The sequence below is a fragment of the Trichocoleus sp. DQ-U1 genome, assembly GCF_039961925.1.
In the GTDB taxonomy this organism is placed as follows: domain Bacteria; phylum Cyanobacteriota; class Cyanobacteriia; order Cyanobacteriales; family FACHB-T130; genus FACHB-T130.
Window position 1 is genome coordinate 37,447 of the sequence record NZ_JAMPKB010000003.1, and the last position, 17,337, is coordinate 54,783.

The 17,337-nt window shown below is 47.2% G+C and carries 12 protein-coding genes and 1 pseudogene; 8 read left to right on the forward strand and 5 right to left on the reverse strand.

The annotated features are described in order from the left end of the window. Positions 1-151: 151 nt before the first annotated feature. Positions 152-3,343 carry an efflux RND transporter permease subunit gene (locus tag NDI34_RS01945; protein WP_348231690.1) on the reverse strand — a complete coding sequence of 1,064 codons (3,192 nt, stop codon included), beginning with the start codon at positions 3,341-3,343 and terminating at the stop codon, positions 152-154. A 109-nt stretch (positions 3,344-3,452) separates the two neighbouring features. Beyond that, positions 3,453-4,838, reverse strand: a complete 1,386-nt coding sequence (locus NDI34_RS01950) for an efflux RND transporter periplasmic adaptor subunit (RefSeq protein WP_190429053.1) — start codon at positions 4,836-4,838, stop codon at positions 3,453-3,455. A 228-nt stretch (positions 4,839-5,066) separates the two neighbouring features. On the opposite strand from NDI34_RS01950, the gene NDI34_RS01955 reads away from it, so the two are divergent. The 4 genes from NDI34_RS01955 to NDI34_RS01970 all read left to right on the forward strand — a co-directional run bounded on the left by NDI34_RS01955 (position 5,067) and on the right by NDI34_RS01970 (position 8,479). Then, positions 5,067-5,633 (forward strand): PadR family transcriptional regulator, encoded by a 567-nt coding sequence (locus NDI34_RS01955; protein WP_348231691.1) that lies wholly within the window; start codon positions 5,067-5,069, stop codon positions 5,631-5,633. A gap of 259 nt (positions 5,634-5,892) precedes the next feature. Beyond that, positions 5,893-7,584 carry a TolC family protein gene (locus NDI34_RS01960; RefSeq protein WP_348231692.1) on the forward strand — a complete coding sequence of 564 codons (1,692 nt, stop codon included), beginning with the start codon at positions 5,893-5,895 and terminating at the stop codon, positions 7,582-7,584. 127 nt (positions 7,585-7,711) lie between these two features. Beyond that, positions 7,712-8,011: a 2Fe-2S iron-sulfur cluster-binding protein gene (locus tag NDI34_RS01965; protein WP_348231693.1), complete on the forward strand. Its 300-nt coding sequence runs from the start codon at positions 7,712-7,714 to the stop codon at positions 8,009-8,011. A 327-nt stretch (positions 8,012-8,338) separates the two neighbouring features. Then, positions 8,339-8,479 (forward strand): hypothetical protein, encoded by a 141-nt coding sequence (locus NDI34_RS01970; RefSeq protein WP_190528176.1) that lies wholly within the window; start codon positions 8,339-8,341, stop codon positions 8,477-8,479. A 40-nt stretch (positions 8,480-8,519) separates the two neighbouring features. Here NDI34_RS01970 and NDI34_RS01975 read toward each other — a convergent pair whose 3' ends face one another. Then, entirely contained in the window at positions 8,520-8,666 is a 147-nt protein-coding gene (locus NDI34_RS01975; RefSeq protein WP_348231694.1) for a hypothetical protein, read from the reverse strand. Between the two features lie 70 nt (positions 8,667-8,736). Here NDI34_RS01975 and psbM point away from each other — a divergent pair, with 70 nt between their 5' ends. Next, positions 8,737-8,853: a photosystem II reaction center protein PsbM gene (gene psbM, locus NDI34_RS01980; protein WP_190414683.1), complete on the forward strand. Its 117-nt coding sequence runs from the start codon at positions 8,737-8,739 to the stop codon at positions 8,851-8,853. 100 nt (positions 8,854-8,953) lie between these two features. Here the strand turns inward: psbM and NDI34_RS01985 are convergent, their stop codons facing one another. Together NDI34_RS01985 and NDI34_RS01990 are read right to left on the reverse strand one after the other, a co-directional pair. After that, positions 8,954-9,799 (reverse strand): universal stress protein, encoded by an 846-nt coding sequence (locus NDI34_RS01985; protein WP_190414684.1) that lies wholly within the window; start codon positions 9,797-9,799, stop codon positions 8,954-8,956. A gap of 292 nt (positions 9,800-10,091) precedes the next feature. Then, on the reverse strand, positions 10,092-12,062 hold the full coding sequence (locus NDI34_RS01990) for an adenylate/guanylate cyclase domain-containing protein (RefSeq protein WP_242029015.1): 1,971 nt from the start codon (positions 12,060-12,062) through the stop codon (positions 10,092-10,094). Positions 12,063-12,576: 514 nt separating this feature from the next. Between NDI34_RS01990 and NDI34_RS01995 the strand changes: the two genes are divergently transcribed. The 3 genes and pseudogenes from NDI34_RS01995 to NDI34_RS02005 all read left to right on the forward strand — a co-directional run. Next, positions 12,577-14,025: a folate/biopterin family MFS transporter gene (locus NDI34_RS01995; RefSeq protein ID WP_348231695.1), complete on the forward strand. Its 1,449-nt coding sequence runs from the start codon at positions 12,577-12,579 to the stop codon at positions 14,023-14,025. 273 nt (positions 14,026-14,298) lie between these two features. Further along, positions 14,299-15,819, forward strand: a complete 1,521-nt coding sequence (locus NDI34_RS02000; RefSeq protein ID WP_348231697.1) for a carotenoid oxygenase family protein — start codon at positions 14,299-14,301, stop codon at positions 15,817-15,819. 175 nt (positions 15,820-15,994) lie between these two features. After that, positions 15,995-16,888 (forward strand): annotated as a pseudogene (locus NDI34_RS02005) (glycosyltransferase family A protein); the annotation flags it as partial. Positions 16,889-17,337: the final 449 nt, after the last annotated feature.

A 17,337-nucleotide genomic window follows, 5' to 3' on the forward strand; every position in this document is an offset into this window, starting at 1 on the left:
GGCAGATAGGGAGCTTGAGGATCGTTAATGTAGGGCGATCGCGCAGAGCTTCCCTAACGCTAGAAAAGATAACAGTGCAAAATTGGAGTTGGGAATAAAATTCCCTCAGAACTGGCGATCCAGAAAGGATCGCCAGTTTGAATTTGTGCGCTTAGTGATGGTGCAAAATATCAGCTTCTCGACTCGGTTCTGGTTTTTTAGTTAGTTTAGACTTTCCACCGGGTTTTTTTCCACCACCTTTTAAGCGATCGCGTGCCGTCACAATTACGATATACAGAACTGGCACAATGAATAAACTTAAGACAGTGGAGACAATGGTACCGCCTGCGATCGCAGTTCCTAGAGAACGTCGGCTGGCGGCTCCTGCTCCTTCGGGATTTACCAGAGGAGCAATACCCAAGACAAAGGCGAAAGTAGTCATCAGAATTGGTCGCAAACGCTCTTGGGAAGCTTCAACCACCGCCTTGGTTGCTGACATCCCGCTTTCTCGGAGTTGGTTGGCAAATTCTACAATTAAAATTGCATTTTTACTAGCCAAACCAATCAACATTACTAGACCAATTTGGCAATAAACATCATTAGACAACCCGCGCATCGATTGAGCTAACAATGCCCCTAAAATTGCCAGCGGAACTGAAAGCAGAATAATGAAGGGGTCAACATAATTTTCATACTGAGCAGCCAGCACCAAGAACACAAAAATAAGTCCCAAACCAAAAATTATTGGTGCTTGACCGCCAGACTCAATTTCTTCTAGTGAAGTCCCCGACCATTCATAACCTAAACCAACTGGTAAAACCTCTTTGGATACCTCCTCCATTGTCTTAATTGCTTGTCCTGAGCTATAGCCAGGAGCAGCAGAACCAGTGATTTCAATGGAGCGATATAGATTGTAGTGATTAATAGTTTGCGCTCCAGTCGTTGGAGTAACTTTTACCAAATTGCTCAAAGGAATCATCTGATTTTGTTGGGAGCGGACGTACAGATTACCAATATTTTCCGGGTTAGAGCGAAACTGTTTGTCTGCTTGCACGTACACCCGATAATTTCTTTGCTGTAAATTGAAATCATTTACATATTGCGAACCCAAGAATGTTTGCAGTGTATTAAAAATGTCGTCTACCGAAACTTGCAACGCCTTAGCTTTGTTGCGGTCAACTTCGATTAGTAGCTGTGGCGTATTTGCAGCAAAAGTGCTAAACACTTGTTGCAATCCAGGTGTCTGGTTAGCACGACCTAATAGTTGACCCATTGACTGAACCAAAGACTCTAAGGGACTATTACCGCGTTGGTCTTGCAACTGATATTGGAAGCCGCCAAAACTGCCCAAACCTTGAATTGATGGAGGATTAACGGGGAAGACTCTTGCTTCGGTGATACCTGATAGCGTACCAAATAAACTGCCAATAATCGCTTGCACTGACTGCTCTTTTTTATGGCGTTCTTCCCAAGGTTTGAGAGTAGTAAATATAATCCCATTGTTAGAAGTATTACCGCTAAAACTAAAGCCACCTACTACGAAAGTTCCGACTACTTCAGGGTTTTTAAGAATTTCTTTTTCTACCTTGTCCATAACTTCGCCTGTATATTGCAGGGAAACGCCTTCTGGCCCTTGGACAAGCGTGATGAAATAACCCTGATCTTCTTCGGGAAGAAACGCTGTAGGTACGCTCAGATAAAGCCAAGCAGTTATTCCCAAAGAAACGATAAACAACCCGACGACGAAGCCTCGAAAGCGTGTCAGGAAGTTAAGCGATCGCTTGTATCCTCGCCGCGTCCAGTCGATCGCTCCATTAATTCGGTCAAAAATCCAGCCAAGCCATCCTCCAGGCTTTTGTCCCTGACGCAATAACAAAGCTGAAAGAGATGGAGTCAATGTAATAGCAATAAAGGTAGAAATAGCAACTGAAAAAGCAATTGTTAATGCAAATTGCTTGTACAGCGCTCCCGTTGTTCCGGGAAAAAATGCAACTGGAACAAACACCGCCATTAGCACCAGTGAAGTTGCAATTAAGGCGCTAAAAAGTTCCCGCATCGCTTCACTTGCAGCTGCACGAGGAGTCATCCCCTTTTGCTGGATCAAGCGATCGATATCCTCAACTACAACGATCGCATCATCAACCACCAAGCCAGTAGCTAATGTAATACCAAACAGAGACAAGCTATTAATCGAAAACCCGAATACCTTGATAAAAGCAAAAGTTCCTATCAAGGAAATGGGAATTGTCACTGCTGGAATCAAAGTTGTTCGCCAATCTTGCAAAAAAACAAAGATAACTAAGACGACCAAAACAATCGCTTCAAATAGTGTTTTAACTACTTCCTTGAGCGATTGTTCAACATACAAAGTTGTGTCAAACGCCACCCGATATTGCAAACCAGGCGGAAAGCGGGTAGCCAGTTTTGCCATTTCTGCTTTCACTGCTCTAGCAACATCCAAAGCATTACTACCGGGAAGCTGAAAAATACCCAAACCTACAGCATCATTGCCTCGAAATCGCAGAAAAGAGCTGTAATTTTCCGCTCCTAATTCTGCTCTCCCCACATCCTTAAGTTTGACAAGCGTGCCGTCAGTATCCGTTTTTAAGACAATTTCCTCAAATTCAGAAGCTTCTGTCAGCCGGCTGACTGCACGCAGGTCAATTTGATACATTTGCCCTTCTGGAGCAGGTTCCTGACCGATTCGCCCAGCACCGACTTGTAAGTTCTGTTCTTGGAGTGCGTTGACTACATCTTGAGCCGTTAAACTACGACTAGCAAGCCGATTCGGGTCTAGCCATAAACGCATAGAATATCGGCGTTCACCGAAAATTTGCACGTCACCAACGCCCTTTAATCTTTTCAGAGAATCTGTTAAATAGAGGTCTGCGTAATTGCTTAAAAATATGTTGTCGTACTCTTTATTTTCGGCGTACAAACCAATTGCTAAGAGGATGTTGCTGGACTGTTTTGTTACCGTGACCCCAGTTTGTTGTACGGCTTGTGGTAGCTGCGGTTGGGCGACGGAAACTCTATTTTGAATATCGACTGCGGCGATATCTTTGTTCCGGGATGAGTCAAAGGTAGCTGTAATTGTACTGGTGCCATCGTTACTGCTGCTCGAACTCAGATATTTTAATCCCTCGACTCCATTAATTTGCCTTTCTAAAATGTTGGTCACAGCGTTTTCTACGACTTCAGCACTAGCTCCGCTGTAGTTAGCCGTAACGTTGATTTGAGTCGGGCTAATTTCTGGAAACTGGGCGATAGGTAGAGTAGGAATACTAATTCCTCCCACTAGCAAAATAACTATGGCGCAGACTGTAGCAAAGACTGGTCGCTTAATGAAGAAATCGGCAAACATATTGTTGGTAATTGGTAATTGGTAATTAGTGGGTATTAAGTATTAGATATTAGAGATTTCTGGAGAAGATTCTCCATTATCCTACCCATTACCTATTACCCATTACTGATTACTTAGACTCCGGAAGAATGGGAGCGCCATCCGACAAATTCTGAAGGCCTGAGATGATAACTTTTTCTCCTGGTTCTAATCCTTCTAGCACTTGATAGTTATTTTTCTGGATCTGACCCAATTTCACGGGCTTTTGCTTAGCCACAAGTTTGGGTTGTCCTGATTGTTCTGGTTGTCCTGGTTGAGGTTGTTGTGTTTGCGCCACAAAAACAAAAGTTGCTCCACCCAAGCGAGAAATAGCGCTAGTTGGGATTAAAACTCCCGGCCGTTCTTGCCAAATCAGATTAGCTTTGATAAATTGTCCATCCCGCAGTTGTCCTTGTGAATTGTCAAAGCTAGCTTTTGCTTGGATGCTTTGAGAATTGCTCGTTACTCTAGGCGAAATGAAGCTAATTTGACCTGTACCTAGCACCTTTCCTTGAGAATCCTTCCCTTCAACTCTCTGCCCCAAGCGTAAATCTGGCCCTCGTTCTAGCGGGATAGATAACCGCAGGTCTAGCGCTTGGTTTTGAGTAACCGTGGCAATCGTATCGCCACTCTTAACGTAGTCCCCTAACTTGACTGGGATAAGTCCGACAACGCCAGCGATGGGGGCGATAATTGTGGCATCTTTCAGTTCTTCATTGGAAAGATTGGCGTTGGCTTCAGCTTGCCGTACCCCTGCTTGCGCTTCGGAAAGGCTGGCTTGAGCTGCCTGAATGCCTTGGTTGCTAGCATTTAAGGCGGCTTGGGCGGCGCGGATATCGCGGGTAACTTGGTCTAGTTGCGCTCTGGGCAACGCGCCTTGCTGTACGAGGGTGGAAGTGCGGCGGAGGTTTTCCTGTTGTAGTTCCACTTCAGCGACACGAGAAGCCCGTTCTGCTTCTAAGGCTTTAATTTGCGAGGCGGCATTGGCACGGGTGGCGCGGGCGGCGTTAACAGCCTGGAGGACGCCAGCTAATTCTGCTTGTCTCTTTTCGCGGCTGAGTTGGACTAAGGGCTTCCCAGCCGGAACGCGATCGCCTTCAGCAACAAAAATCTGACTGACTCGTCCGTCAATTTCAGGCTTTAATACCACTGAACGTTGCGCTTCTAAAGCACCGACAAACTCGGAACTTTCCTGAATTGTCGCTGTCTCTATCGTTGATAGCTTGACAGGAACTCCTTGAGGTTGACCCGCCGCCGCAGCAGTCGCATTCGGTGCATCATTAGCACGGCTATGCCACCACCGCCAACCAAAACCTGCACCGACAATTAAAAGGATAATTCCCAGCGCCACAGACCAACGCTGTCTTTTCCTTGGTTGATACGCAGACTCATCGTTTTCTAGAGCCTGACGATCGTCTGCGATCGCAGACGGTTCTGCGTCAATTGGAACTGGAGACGGGGAATCAGGATCGGGCATTGTCGTTTCCTCTCCTTTTACTTAAGTTTGATAGCAAACCGCTCTACGCTTACAAAGCGGTACTTAAACGACTTTTAACAACGTCGTGATTGGCTTATATAGTTTTCTTAATCGGCTTGCGCTCATCGCCACCCCACCTCAGCCGGATGATTGCGAAAGAGAGACAGCAGATAACATCTACATATATTAAAATCAAATGCAACTATTAATTGTATCAGATTGATATAAATGCTGGAATTAGCTACTTTAGGTTTACTACAACGCGAACCGCTACATGGCTACCGCCTAAAACAGCAACTAGAGCTGTTCATGAGTGGTTGTATCAGCGTCAACTATGGAGCTATTTATCCGCTCTTGAAGCGCCTGGAAGAACGGGGTGCAATATCAGTGCTGGTAGAGGAGGAAGGAGAAGCGGGTTCGATCCGCAAGATTTACAGCATTACGGATCGAGGGCGCGAGCGATGGATGCACAAAATGATGGAATATCCCCATGAAAGCTGGGTGAATGCTCGCTCTCGCTTCACGATCAAGTTTTTCTTTTTTGGTCACTTAGAACCTGCCAAACGGATTAAGTTGCTGGAGCATCGCTTGATGGTTTGTCGGCTGCGCCTGGAAAGCCAAGAAAGAGAATCGCTGCCAGCAGAACCCTACCAGGCAGAAGTTTGGCACAGATGTAAGGCAGTGATTCAAAGCGAAATCGAATGGTTGAACGAACGACTGGCATCTGAACGAAGCGAACCCTCTCTGGGAAGTCCGGGGCAAAGCAAGGTAGAGGCGGGAATCATCGCCACTTGAGAGACATCGAATACTGCAATCAAATAATGGCAAAGCCATGTCAAGGGAAATACAGAGGCTATCTGCTTTAGGGCTAAGGAAATCAATTATTTCTGGCAGAATGCACCAATATCAGGCTTAGGGTTCTGCATTTTCAGGTTCTTGCCCCAATTCACAAAAATTCGTTTGCCAAGCACATTCGCAACCCAGTATCCTTCTTAAGGTGCTTGAGCTAAAGAAAAGAAGTTTTTCTAACAGCGCAGACCAAATTCAAAAACTTATGCCAAATTCTAGTCATCCGTTTCACTGGGTAGGAACTGGTTTCATGGCTGTGGGTGCGAGTGCAGCGATCGCCATGAGCTGTGCAAAAGTCAGTGTTGCACAAGAAAAGCCGCCGCTTACTCAGCCAAATCCTACTTCCGCTGAAAGTAAGGGAACCCCGTCGGTTGCCCCTACCCCAGCGCTTCCCGCAATCTCTTCCCAGACGCTAAAGGAAGCCGTTAGCCGAGATGGAGCTAGGCCTCCAAATGCAACGGGAGGCAAGACAGACGTTTCCCAGTCGGCTCCAGCACAATCGCCACAAGCACCCGCCACGCTGGAAAGCCTACCCCCTGAATATCTCAACCCCAGCGCTAATCCCCTACAATTTCCGACCAGATCTGAGGAAGTGCAAATTCAAAACTTCCAACGAATTACCCTACAACAAGCTCTGGAGCTAGCACGGCGCAACAATCGGGATTTACAAGTAGCGATTCTTACCCTAGAGCGATCGCGGGCATCCGTGCGAGAATTTCGGGCGGCTGAGTTTCCAACAATCGGCGTAGAATCAAATTTTACTAGGTCAGATTCCCCGAATGCTGAGCTACAAAATCGGCGACAACAGTCATCGCCATTAAACCCATTCTTGGGGAATGACGACGATAATACTGTTTCGACATCCTTTGACACCGGCCTGCAAGTGAGTTACGAACTCTACACCTCCGGGCGGCGCGGGGCACGTATCCGGGCGGCAGAAGAACAGCTGCGATTCGATCAGTTAGAAGTAGAACGCCAGTCCGAGCAACTACGCCTGGATGTCAGCAATGCTTACTACGATCTGCAAGAAGCCGATTCCCAAACTGAGATTTCCCAAGCAGCAGTGACAGATGCTGCCAGGAGTCTCCGGGATGCTCAATTGCTAGAACAAGCTGGACTTGGAACGCGATTTGACGTACTGCGGGCGCAGGTGCAGCTGGCAAATGCCGTGCAGGATCTCACTCGCAGCCGGAGTCAGCAGAGCATTGCCCGCAGGCAATTAACGAGGCTGTTGAGTCTAGGGGAAACCGTTGAGGTGGCGGCAGCAGATGAAATTGAGGTCGCTGGTGAATGGAATCTAACACTAGAACAGAGTATTATCCTCGCCGTGAAGAATCGCGCTGAGCTAGAACAGCTCTTGGCTCGACGGAACATCAGCCAAGAGCAAAGACGCATTGCCCTGGCGGCAACCAGACCGCAAGTCAACCTCGTTGCCAACTACAGCGTTTTAGGGGTATTAAATGACGATATCGGGCCAGCCGATGGTTTAACCCTGGGGGCGCAATTCCGATGGGATTTTTACGATGGGGGAGCCGCCAGAGCGAGAGCCAGTCAGGAAGAAACGAACATAGCGATCGCTGAAACTCAATTTGCCGACCAGCGCAACCAAATTCGCTTGGAGGTGGAACAAGCTTATTTCAACTTAAGGTCGAATGCCGAGAATATTCAAACTGCCTTTTTTGCCGTTACCCAGGCAGAAGAAAGCTTGCGTCTGGCAGAGTTACGATTTAGATCTGGCGTTGGTACCCAGACAGATGTCATTAGCGCTCAAACCGAGCTAACTCGTGCTAGAGTAAACCGTCTTACAGCGGTTCTGGATTACAATCGCTCTCTGGCAGCTCTCGAACGGGCGATCAGCAATCTCCCAGATAGTCAACTTTTCGATCAGCCCCAATAGGGTGATCAAAGTAAATCGATCCTACGGTGTCTCAAAACACCACTGGCATTTCAGTAGAGATGGGCTTTGCTAAATTTGTATAATTTCTTAAGATTTGTTAATAGAAGCGAGGTGAGTTAAAAGGCGGATGGCTAATATTACATTTGTCAATGAAAATCAAGAAGCGATCGCAGCGGATGGAGCTAACTTAAGAGAAAAAGCCCTCCAGAACGGCATTGATATCTATACCTTTAGGGGAAAGATGATGAACTGCGGGGGCTACGGTCAATGCGGTACCTGCATTGTGGAAATTGTGGAAGGCATGGAAAATCTTTCGCCTCGCACTGAGGTGGAAAATCGCAAACTGAAGAAAAAGCCAGAAACCTATCGCTTAGCTTGTCAAACTCTTGTAAATGGCCCAATAAGTGTGAAAACAAAGCCGCGATAAAAAATTGAAGGTTTATTAACGCAAAGATCGCAAGGATTTCGCAAAGTTACGCAAAGGCAATGATAAATTCTCTGCCGGACTCTGCGATTCCTTTGCATCCTCTGCGTTTAAGTTTTCTCGCTCTACTGCCTAGAACTATCCTCCTAGCGGCACTAGCTTGAGAAATTCTTGGTTGATCTTTTGATAAATTGGAATCTTCCCGGTTAGATGTGAGCATACCCAGTCGTACCTAAAAAGTCGTACCTAAAAATAAGGGAACATCTTGAGATCGCATCGCATCGTTTCAGAACTTTACCCAACCGATGCACAGCAGCACCAGAAGCGCCGATGATTGGTCGTGAAATTCGGCAATTGTGGGTCGGAAAACCAAGGAAATATCCCATTCTATTTGTGGTCGAACAAGATGTCGTAGCCGTTCTTCATGTTCGGCACAGTCGCCAAGCTTATTTGGGTGACGAGTCTGAGTAAGGTTGTTGCGTAAAATATGCGATCGCTTTTCTCTTTCCTTTCAGAATAAAGCGCGATCGCGAAGGGCCGACCTGTCGGTTCGCTTTTTATATTGGTGAGAGCGCGATCGCCTCAATGTCTGCTCCAGGAGAGCGATCGCGCTTGCATGGGAAAATGCGATCGCTATTTTGGCTTCTTGGGATCGCACTCTCCTCAAGACAGACACCGGATGATATGCTTAAGGGTGGTGCTTTAAAGTTAATTAGAGGCTGGGTTCAATGCAAGTTAACGATCTTGGTTTTGTCGCCAGCATCCTGTTTGTGCTGGTTCCCACAGTTTTCTTGTTGATTCTGTACATCCAAACTGCTAGCCGCGAAAGCAACAAGAATCCTTAATCATCTGTATCGAACAAAATCCCCCCGCTGTAGTATGGACAAGGCTCTTGCCATGTCCTTCTGGCGAGGGGAATTTTTTTAGGGTTAGGTTTGGCGTTTCTTAGGTAGTCGCCGTGCGTCCTAAGAGAACGGGACAATTTGCATAAACTCGCACGTAGTCGGATAGCGAGGTTCCCAGCAAGCGATCCAAATCTGGTAAACCTTTGGCAATCGAAGGACGGCGATCGGGAGAACCCAGCATTAACAAATCAACATTTGATTCCTCTGCCAAACGACAGATTTCTGGGCCTGCTTTACCATTTCCGGTGACACACTTATAAGAAATGCCTTGTTTTTTAGCGGCAGCGATCGCAGGAGCAAGTACAGGATCTTTTTCAGCGTTAGCGGCTTCTTCAAAACCTGTCCGAGCTTTGTTGACGTGAACCAGAACCAACTGCCCACCCTTTTTATCTCGCAACAGAAACAAAGCCAGATTTAAGCATTGTTGTGCCGATTCTGAGCCGTCCATTGCAACCATGATGCGGTTGATTTTCTTGACGTAAATATCGTCTTTCACCAACAACATTGGGCGGGAAGACAATTGGAAAACATATTGGCTGACCGAATTTTCTAAAATGGATTCCAGACGCTTTAGGCCCCGCGAACCCATAATGATCAAATCAGCATTTATTTCTTCTGCTACCTGGCAAACCGTATCCTTCGGATCGCCCTGCCTCAGCATGGTGTTAACGTGATTTGGGTCTAGGTTCAGAGTCTGGATGGCTGTAGCGAGAATCCTGCCTCCCTCTTCCCACTTTGAAGTCATGGACTCAGTGGTAATTTGAGAAGGAACGACGTGCAAGATAGTGACCGCTGCCCGTTGGATCGAAGGCAGTTCTATCAAAGCCTTGAGCATCTCTTCAGAATGTCCAGTTCCAGAGTCTGCTAACAAAATTTTTTCAATCATCGAAATGCCTCTTTATCAGAAAAAATCGCTCTGTTTTTATTGCTTTCTGACCCAATGAATCGGGAAGTAGATGTTGATGAAAGTGTGATAACTGCTAACAACAGTAACCGATTTATCTGGGAAGTGAGTTTTTCATCATTCAGCATACTTCTGATAGTGACGTTAATTTTTAACGATTTATGACACTGCTTTAATAAGCGCAAAAAATATTCATTAATTTTTGTAACCTAATTAATCGGAACACGTCAAAGGAGCATCTACACTCGCTGTATCTTAGAAAATTTGCTAGTCATCAAACTTCTGACGCTCTTTCCCTTTGACGCCCCACCACAAGATAGACATCAACCATTTGCTGTTTGCCCTTCAGTGGCAATGGTCCCCAAGATTCAACCAGAAACTGGTTATCAAGATGAACTAGGGTTTCCTTGCCGATGAGGACGCGGCAGTTGCTTGGTTGGCGGTGTTTCTCGCAACTTTCCAAGCGAGCGGCAGTATTAACGCTGTCCCCAATGACGCCATATTCTAGGCGGTCTTTGCCTCCTAAACTGCCAACGACGACGGGACCCGTAAAAATTCCAATTCGCATCTGGATGACTGGCAAGCCACGAGTTTTCCAGTTTTGGTTCAATTCCTCCAGAATTTCGCCGATTGCTAGAGCGCATTCTATCGAGCGCTGGGCATCAAGAGCGACTTCCTCCTTGTGGATGCGATCCATCGGCACGCCAAACACAGCCATGAAGCCATCCCCGGTAAACTTGTTGATAATGCCTTCATGGCCGATGATTTCGTGGGTGACGACATCCAGCATTTCATTTAACCATTCCAGCAAAGCTTCCGGAGGCATTTGTTCGGCAATGGTACTGAAATCTTTGATATCTGCAAACATCATGGTTGCGATTAGCTTAATTCCTGGTAATTTCCCAGATTTGATCAAGCGATCGCGTCCTTTCCAGAGAGCTTTGGCAACTTCCGGTGAAGTATTCTGTCCCAAAAGCTTCATGATAATTTGTTGCTGCTGCTGTGCATCATAAGAGCGGTAGGTAATGACTACCCCGCTGGTGAGGATAAATCCCAGTACGGGAGCCGACAGAGGCACCCATCCTTGCAGAGTAAACAGATAGAAGCAGGTGCCCAACAAAACCCCCAACCCAACGCCGCAGCCCAAAATTAAGACAACGGGATGCCGCAACCACCAAGCCGCGATCGCACCCAGCAGTGTCCATCCGACAATCCATAACACCTCTATCCGTTCATCCCAGAACCAAAATAGGGGTCGCTCCCCTGTGGCAGCGTCAAGGAATTGGCTGACCATCTGGGCATGAACCAAGACGCCGGGCATCTTGGCGGTTTCCTTCTCGGCTGGGCTGTAGGGGGTTGAGAAAGTATCTTTGGCGCTGGGTGCCGTTGTGCCAATCAGCACAATCTTGTTTTTCACCCAGTTCGGGTCAATCTGTCCCTTTAAAACTTGGGTGAGCGTAACTTGCCGCGCCACGTTTGAGGAGCGGTAATTCAGCAGAACTTGGTAGCCCCGCGCATCCATATTTTGATACCCGCCAGAGTTTTGCTGGAGCGGGACAAATACGGCTTTTGCCAGTTGAATATGATCGGAATTTTGTTGGCTGGACTCTGGTGTGATGCCCACACTTTCTAAATAGGCGATCGCTAGCCGCAGGGAAAACGAGAAATAAGTGCTTGTATCATCCGAGACAAACAATAGATTGCGACGGACAACGCCATCCGGATCGAGCAGCAAATCGTTAAAACCAACTCGATCCTCTGGAAATCCCGGCGGCGGCGACACCAGTTCCAGCTCCGTATCGCCAAATTTCTTAATGGCAAAGATATTTTTTTCCCGGAGTTGCACCTTAAGTTCGGCATTTCCTGGTTGTTGCGGGATTTCCCGATACACATCTAAGCCAATTACTTGAGGCTGCAATGATTGCAACTTTGCCAATAGCTGCGCCATTGTCCGGTCGGATAAAGGCCATTGTTTCTGAGTGCGAATGTCGCCTTCTGTAATGCCCACAACTAAGAGCCGAGGGTCGGGACCTGGATCGGAATGTAACCGCACCAGTTGGTCTAAAGCGACGAGTTCTAGAGGTTGTAGACCGCCCAAATGACGCACTCCTAAAACGAACCCGCTCACAACAAGACTAGCGATCGCTACCACTCGCACACCCGTGAATTCCGACAACGCAATCTTGAGGCGATCGCTTAGATCCAATAGCGTGGATGTCTGGGACTTAAAAAAGCCTTTCATCATCGCCCTAGCCTTAGCGGAGCTAACATGGGGAGAAACAGAGGCAAAGACAGAGCCATAGCATTTTCTACTGTAGCTTTTGGGCTAATTTCGGGAATTGAAAACTGGTAAATTTACCGACTGCTGATTTGGCATTACCACATTATGGCATTTAGATAATGATGGGCTACACCCCTCATTGTTAGTAAACAGTCAGGAATCATGGAAAAAGAAAAAATCGCTAATTTCTAGAAATAGGTTCGATCGAGAGGGGAAAGCAACTGACAAATATCGCCAACCCTATATAAGTCAATGTTTATAGACGACTTCTTTCCCACAACAAGATTACCGAATGCAGTTATTTCCACATTCTCCCCAGAAGCCTCTGAAGTTCCTATCCTGCCTAATCTGTACTCTCTTGAGAGGAAGGAATTAAGGACTACCAACCACTGAATCATCCCGGCTTTGGACTGACAACACATCCAAAGTGGGAGGTTATCATAGGGTGAATGTTGATATTTCTTAAAAAAAGTTATCAATGCAGTTTTCCCCCTCTGGTATGTCCGAAATCAAGAACTCCGCGATCAAAAAGGTGTTCTTTGGTCATGAGCCGACTCCTGAGTTATGCGCCATTCTAACGGTCTATTTGGTGCAGGGAATCTTGGGTTTAGCGCGTCTAGCAGTCAGCTTTTTTCTCAAAGATGAACTGTCGCTAAGTCCGGCTCAAGTTTCGGCTTTGATGGGCATTGCTGCCATTCCTTGGGTGGTAAAGCCGTTATTTGGTTTTCTGTCAGATGGTCTACCGTTGTTTGGCTACCGGCGGCGACCCTATCTGATTTTATCTGGACTATTGGGAGCGATTTCCTGGTTTAGTCTGGCAACGATTGTGCATACAGCTTGGGCGGCGACAGTGGCGATCGCGCTTTCGTCCCTCTCGGTAGCGGTTAGCGATGTAATTGTAGACTCGCTGGTGGTAGAACGAGCCAGGGCAGAGTCTCAGAGTGATGCCGGTTCCCTGCAATCCCTCTCCTGGGGTGCCTCATCGCTGGGAGGCTTAGTAACTGCGTATTTTAGCGGTTTCCTTTTGCAACACTTCGGGAGCCATACTATTTTTGCCATTACCGCTGGTTTCCCCTTAATTGTGTCAGCGGTTGCTTGGTTAATTGCAGAAGAGCCAATTAGCGATCGCCCGGATGTCTCCACCGTTGCCAACCAGATCAAACAACTGGGAAAAGCGGTTAGCCAAAAATCAATCTGGCTCCCAACCGCCTTTCTGTTCCTTTTGCAAGCCACACCGACCGCAGATAGCGCCTTTTTCTACTTCACTACCAACGAACTGGGGTTTGAGCCAGAATTTTTGGGACGGGTACGTCTCGTCACCAGTCTCGCCTCCCTGCTCGGAATTGCAATTTTTCAACGATTTCTCAAAGCCGTCCCCTTTCGCACCATTTTCACCTGGACAACGATCATCGCCGCGGGACTCGGAATGACCACGCTGCTGCTGGTGACTCATACCAACCGCTCTTTAGGCATCGACGATCGCTGGTTCAGCCTGGGAGACAGTCTGATCCTGACGGTGATGGGGCAGATTGCTTATATGCCCTTGTTGGTACTTGCGGCGCGGCTATGTCCGCCTGGAGTAGAAGCAACTTTGTTTGCGCTGCTGATGTCGGTGACCAATATGGCAGGGTTATTGTCCCACGAACTGGGAGCCGTCCTCACCTATTGGCTGGGCATCACCGAAAGGAATTTTGACCATCTCTGGCAGTTGGTCGTGATTACGAATCTATCAACCCTTTTGCCGCTGCCACTGATTGGTTGGCTACCCGCAGGCAAACCGGAAACCGAGCCATCTGGGGAGATGCCAAGCTTGCAACCGTCATCAGCCATACATATTCAGTCAGCCCCCATTCAGCATCGGGAACGGTCTTTTGTTCCTGACTTTCTTCCAGAACTCATCCCCACAGTAGAAGAACCCGCCGACTAAAAGAGGAAGGATCGAGAGTAGGCAGTGCTGATTCCGCTTCCCGTTTCAGACTGGAAACGAAAATCAGAAAGCTGCTGCACTCACTAGGCGGATGCAATGAAATTGAAGATTTTCGTCGGTTGGGACGCCAGGAAACCCAACACCTGCATAGGGTAGCGATCGCTATCCCATCCGACAAATCATTCATCCGTGCGACTTAACGTGCAGCGGCGCTAACACGTCTGTCCTAGTTCACGATCGCGTCACGAGTTTTTCTAAGCCGAACTGTTTAATATGCAAATACCCACACCAGAACGCTTTCCGGTGCCCACAGAGGTGCCCGATCAAATTCCCTACCACATTAAAAAGTGGCAAAAGGGCTATGAATCTTTGCCGCAAGAATTCGATTATTGGATTGATGACATTGAAGGGGAGATTCCCGCAGAACTAGAAGGAACGCTGTTTCGGAATGGCCCCGGGTTGCTAGATGTCAAGGGTCAACGCATCCATCACCCATTTGATGGAGATGGCATGATTGCCAAGATCGCCTTTTCAGAAGGTCGCGCCCACTTTCGCAATCGCTTTGTCCGCACACAGGGCTATGTGGAAGAACAGAAAGCCGGTAAAATTCTCTATCGCGGCGTCTTTGGCACCCAGAAGCCCGGTGGTTGGCTAGCCAATGCTTTTGATGTGAAACTCAAAAATATTGCCAACACCAACGTCATTTACTGGGGGGGCAAACTCCTGGCGCTTTGGGAAGCTGCCGAACCTCATCTTTTAGACCCCAACACCTTGGAAACCCTGGGGAAAGAATATTTGGATGGGGTTTTGCAAAATGGTGACGCCTTTGCCGCTCATCCTCGCATTGACCCTAGATGCGATCGCCAGGGTGGTGCCCCTTGCCTGGTGAACTTTGCCATTAAACCGGGTCTTTCCAGCACCATCATCATCTATGAATTAGACGCGGCTGGCAAAGTTGTGCAGCAGAACTCTCACAGCGTTCCTGGCTTCGCCTTCATCCACGATTTTGCGATTACGCCCAATTACTGCATCTTCTTCCAAAATCCGGTTTCCTTCAACCCGGTGCCTTTCCTGCTGGGATTTCGCGGTGCGGGTGAGTGTGTCAAGTTCCAGCCGGAGCAACTCACTCGGATTGTGGTGATTCCCCGCAACCCCCAACCAGGGGAAAAAATGCAAATTTTTGAAACTCAGTCGGGTTTTGTTTTCCACCATGCCAATGCCTTTGAGCAAGGGGACGAAATTTGTATTGACTCAATTTGCTATGAGTCTTTTCCAGAGGTTGAGCCGGAATCAGACTATCGGGAGGTAGACTTTCAGGCACTATCCCCCGGACAAATGTGGCGGTTCCAGTTTAATTTAAAGGATAAAGATAAAACGGTACGGCGGAGGCTTTTAGAAAGCCGTTGCTGCGAGTTTCCCTTCGTTCATCCCGAACGAGTCGGACGCCCTTATCAGTATCTATATCTGGGTGCAGCTCATGCTGCCCAAGGCAATGCGCCTCTCCAAGCTATCCTCAAGGTGGATTTAGAATCAGATTGTCGCCAACTCTGGAGTGCAGCACCCCAAGGCTATGTTAGCGAACCGATCTTTGTCCCTCGTCCGGGTGCTACCCGTGAAGATGAGGGTTGGGTGCTGACGTTAGTTTACGACTCTACTCACCACCGCTCTGATGTCGTTATTTTAGATGCCGCCCACGTCGATCGAGGCCCGGTGGCGCGATTGCACTTGAAGCATCATATCCCTTATGGGTTGCATGGCAACTTTACGTCCCACTGCTTTGCGCCCAGCCACTAGATATCTAGTCAGCCAATTTTGGATTTTAAAGCGGTTATGGAGGAGCGATCGCTCCTCTAAAAGCTAAAATTGGCTGACCGTTGTAGTATAAAGCTTTGCAAACCTAGTAATCTCCACCTTCTCTTTTGCACAAAGATAGGCTACTTTTGGCTGAAGTATCCCAAGCGGAGCTGGGATGAAATTCAGCATCGTTATTACGACTTATAATCGCCTTTCCTTGCTAAAACGGGCAATTGACACCTCTCTTGCCCAAACATTCCCCTGTGAAGTCATTGTTGCGGATGACTGCTCCTCGGATGGCACCCAAGCCTATGTAAGCGATTTAGTGGCAGCGCTTCGTGCCAAAGGTGACGAACGCCTCGTTTATCACCGCAATCAGATTAACCTGGGTCACTCGGCGACGATGAATGCTGGAGTGCAGCTTGCTAAAGGCGAGTGGATTAAGCCGGTTGATGATGATGACTATTTAGCACCGAATTTTCTAGAGGAAATGAATCGGGCGATCGCGCTGTGTCCAAACGCTGTCATTGCCTCTTGTCAGGCGGCGCAGGTTGATGTCAACGAGGTCGAACTTTACAGAACCCGACAAATTGGTCCCGGCAAAGCTTTCTCTATTCCCCAAGAAGACCTTCATTTTGGGATGCTACTAGAACTTATCCCTTTTGGTACTCCGATTCAAGTTGTCTTCGCTCGTTGGGCTTTTCTGAAATCCGGCGGCTGGGATTCTAGCTTAGATGCGAACTTTGATGACATTGATTCTTGGATCAAAATTGCCCAGTTTGGAGATGCTGTTTTTGTAAATCAGTGCCTTGCTTATCGTACGATTTGGCCTGGAGCTTACAATCAAAAGTTTCCTCTTAAAACGAGGATGGATACTAATATTTTGATGAAGGAAAAAATCTATGCTTTGGTGAGTGAAACTCACCGTGCTGAAACTCCACCCATTAAAAATATTCAAGCTTATCTTAAACTACATTGGAGTCTGGTGGCACTTAAGCAAGGAAAAATCCTGAGTGCAATCAAAATGGCATTTCCCGCAGTTTTTTCACTGAGTGCATGGAAGCTTTTAGCAATTAACAATCTATCGCATCCTCAGCAATTATTCTTGCCTCAAAAGCAAGCTGATACCGATGACTCGCTGTCTAAATCGATTCCTTATTCGGAATCTATTCATAACTCTATTGTTCCAAAAAATTGGTCTAAAACAGAACAACTTCAAGAATTACGCATTTCTCTAAAATTCCGCTGTAGCCGGATTGCTTTCAAGCAAGGAGAATTTTTTAGCGCTATCAAAATGGCTGGAAATGGTGTCGTTTCGCTAGTTGGATGGAAGCTTTTTGGGATAACGGATTTTCATCAATCTCTTAACAAAAAGATCCAGAACCAAAATCATTTACTAGATAGAAATATTCTAGTGATGGAAAAAATCTATGCTTTAGTTAGTGAAAAACACCAATCTACTATTTCCAACCTTCAAGAGTGGCAAGCTTATTTCAAACTGCGTGCAGGATTTTTAGC

What these genes read in the sequence shown, in the direction of transcription:
- NDI34_RS01945 (WP_348231690.1), bottom strand. Translation starts at nt 3,343, where the DNA reads ATGTTTGCCGATTTCTTCATTAAGCGACCAGTCTTTGCTACAGTCTGC.
- NDI34_RS01950 (WP_190429053.1), bottom strand. Translation starts at nt 4,838, where the DNA reads ATGCCCGATCCTGATTCCCCGTCTCCAGTTCCAATTGACGCAGAACCG.
- NDI34_RS01955 (WP_348231691.1), top strand. Translation starts at nt 5,067, where the DNA reads ATGCTGGAATTAGCTACTTTAGGTTTACTACAACGCGAACCGCTACAT.
- NDI34_RS01960 (WP_348231692.1), top strand. Translation starts at nt 5,893, where the DNA reads ATGCCAAATTCTAGTCATCCGTTTCACTGGGTAGGAACTGGTTTCATG.
- NDI34_RS01965 (WP_348231693.1), top strand. Translation starts at nt 7,712, where the DNA reads ATGGCTAATATTACATTTGTCAATGAAAATCAAGAAGCGATCGCAGCG.
- NDI34_RS01970 (WP_190528176.1), top strand. Translation starts at nt 8,339, where the DNA reads ATGATTGGTCGTGAAATTCGGCAATTGTGGGTCGGAAAACCAAGGAAA.
- psbM (WP_190414683.1), top strand. Translation starts at nt 8,737, where the DNA reads ATGCAAGTTAACGATCTTGGTTTTGTCGCCAGCATCCTGTTTGTGCTG.
- NDI34_RS01985 (WP_190414684.1), bottom strand. Translation starts at nt 9,799, where the DNA reads ATGATTGAAAAAATTTTGTTAGCAGACTCTGGAACTGGACATTCTGAA.
- NDI34_RS01990 (WP_242029015.1), bottom strand. Translation starts at nt 12,062, where the DNA reads ATGATGAAAGGCTTTTTTAAGTCCCAGACATCCACGCTATTGGATCTA.
- NDI34_RS01995 (WP_348231695.1), top strand. Translation starts at nt 12,577, where the DNA reads ATGCAGTTTTCCCCCTCTGGTATGTCCGAAATCAAGAACTCCGCGATC.
- NDI34_RS02000 (WP_348231697.1), top strand. Translation starts at nt 14,299, where the DNA reads ATGCAAATACCCACACCAGAACGCTTTCCGGTGCCCACAGAGGTGCCC.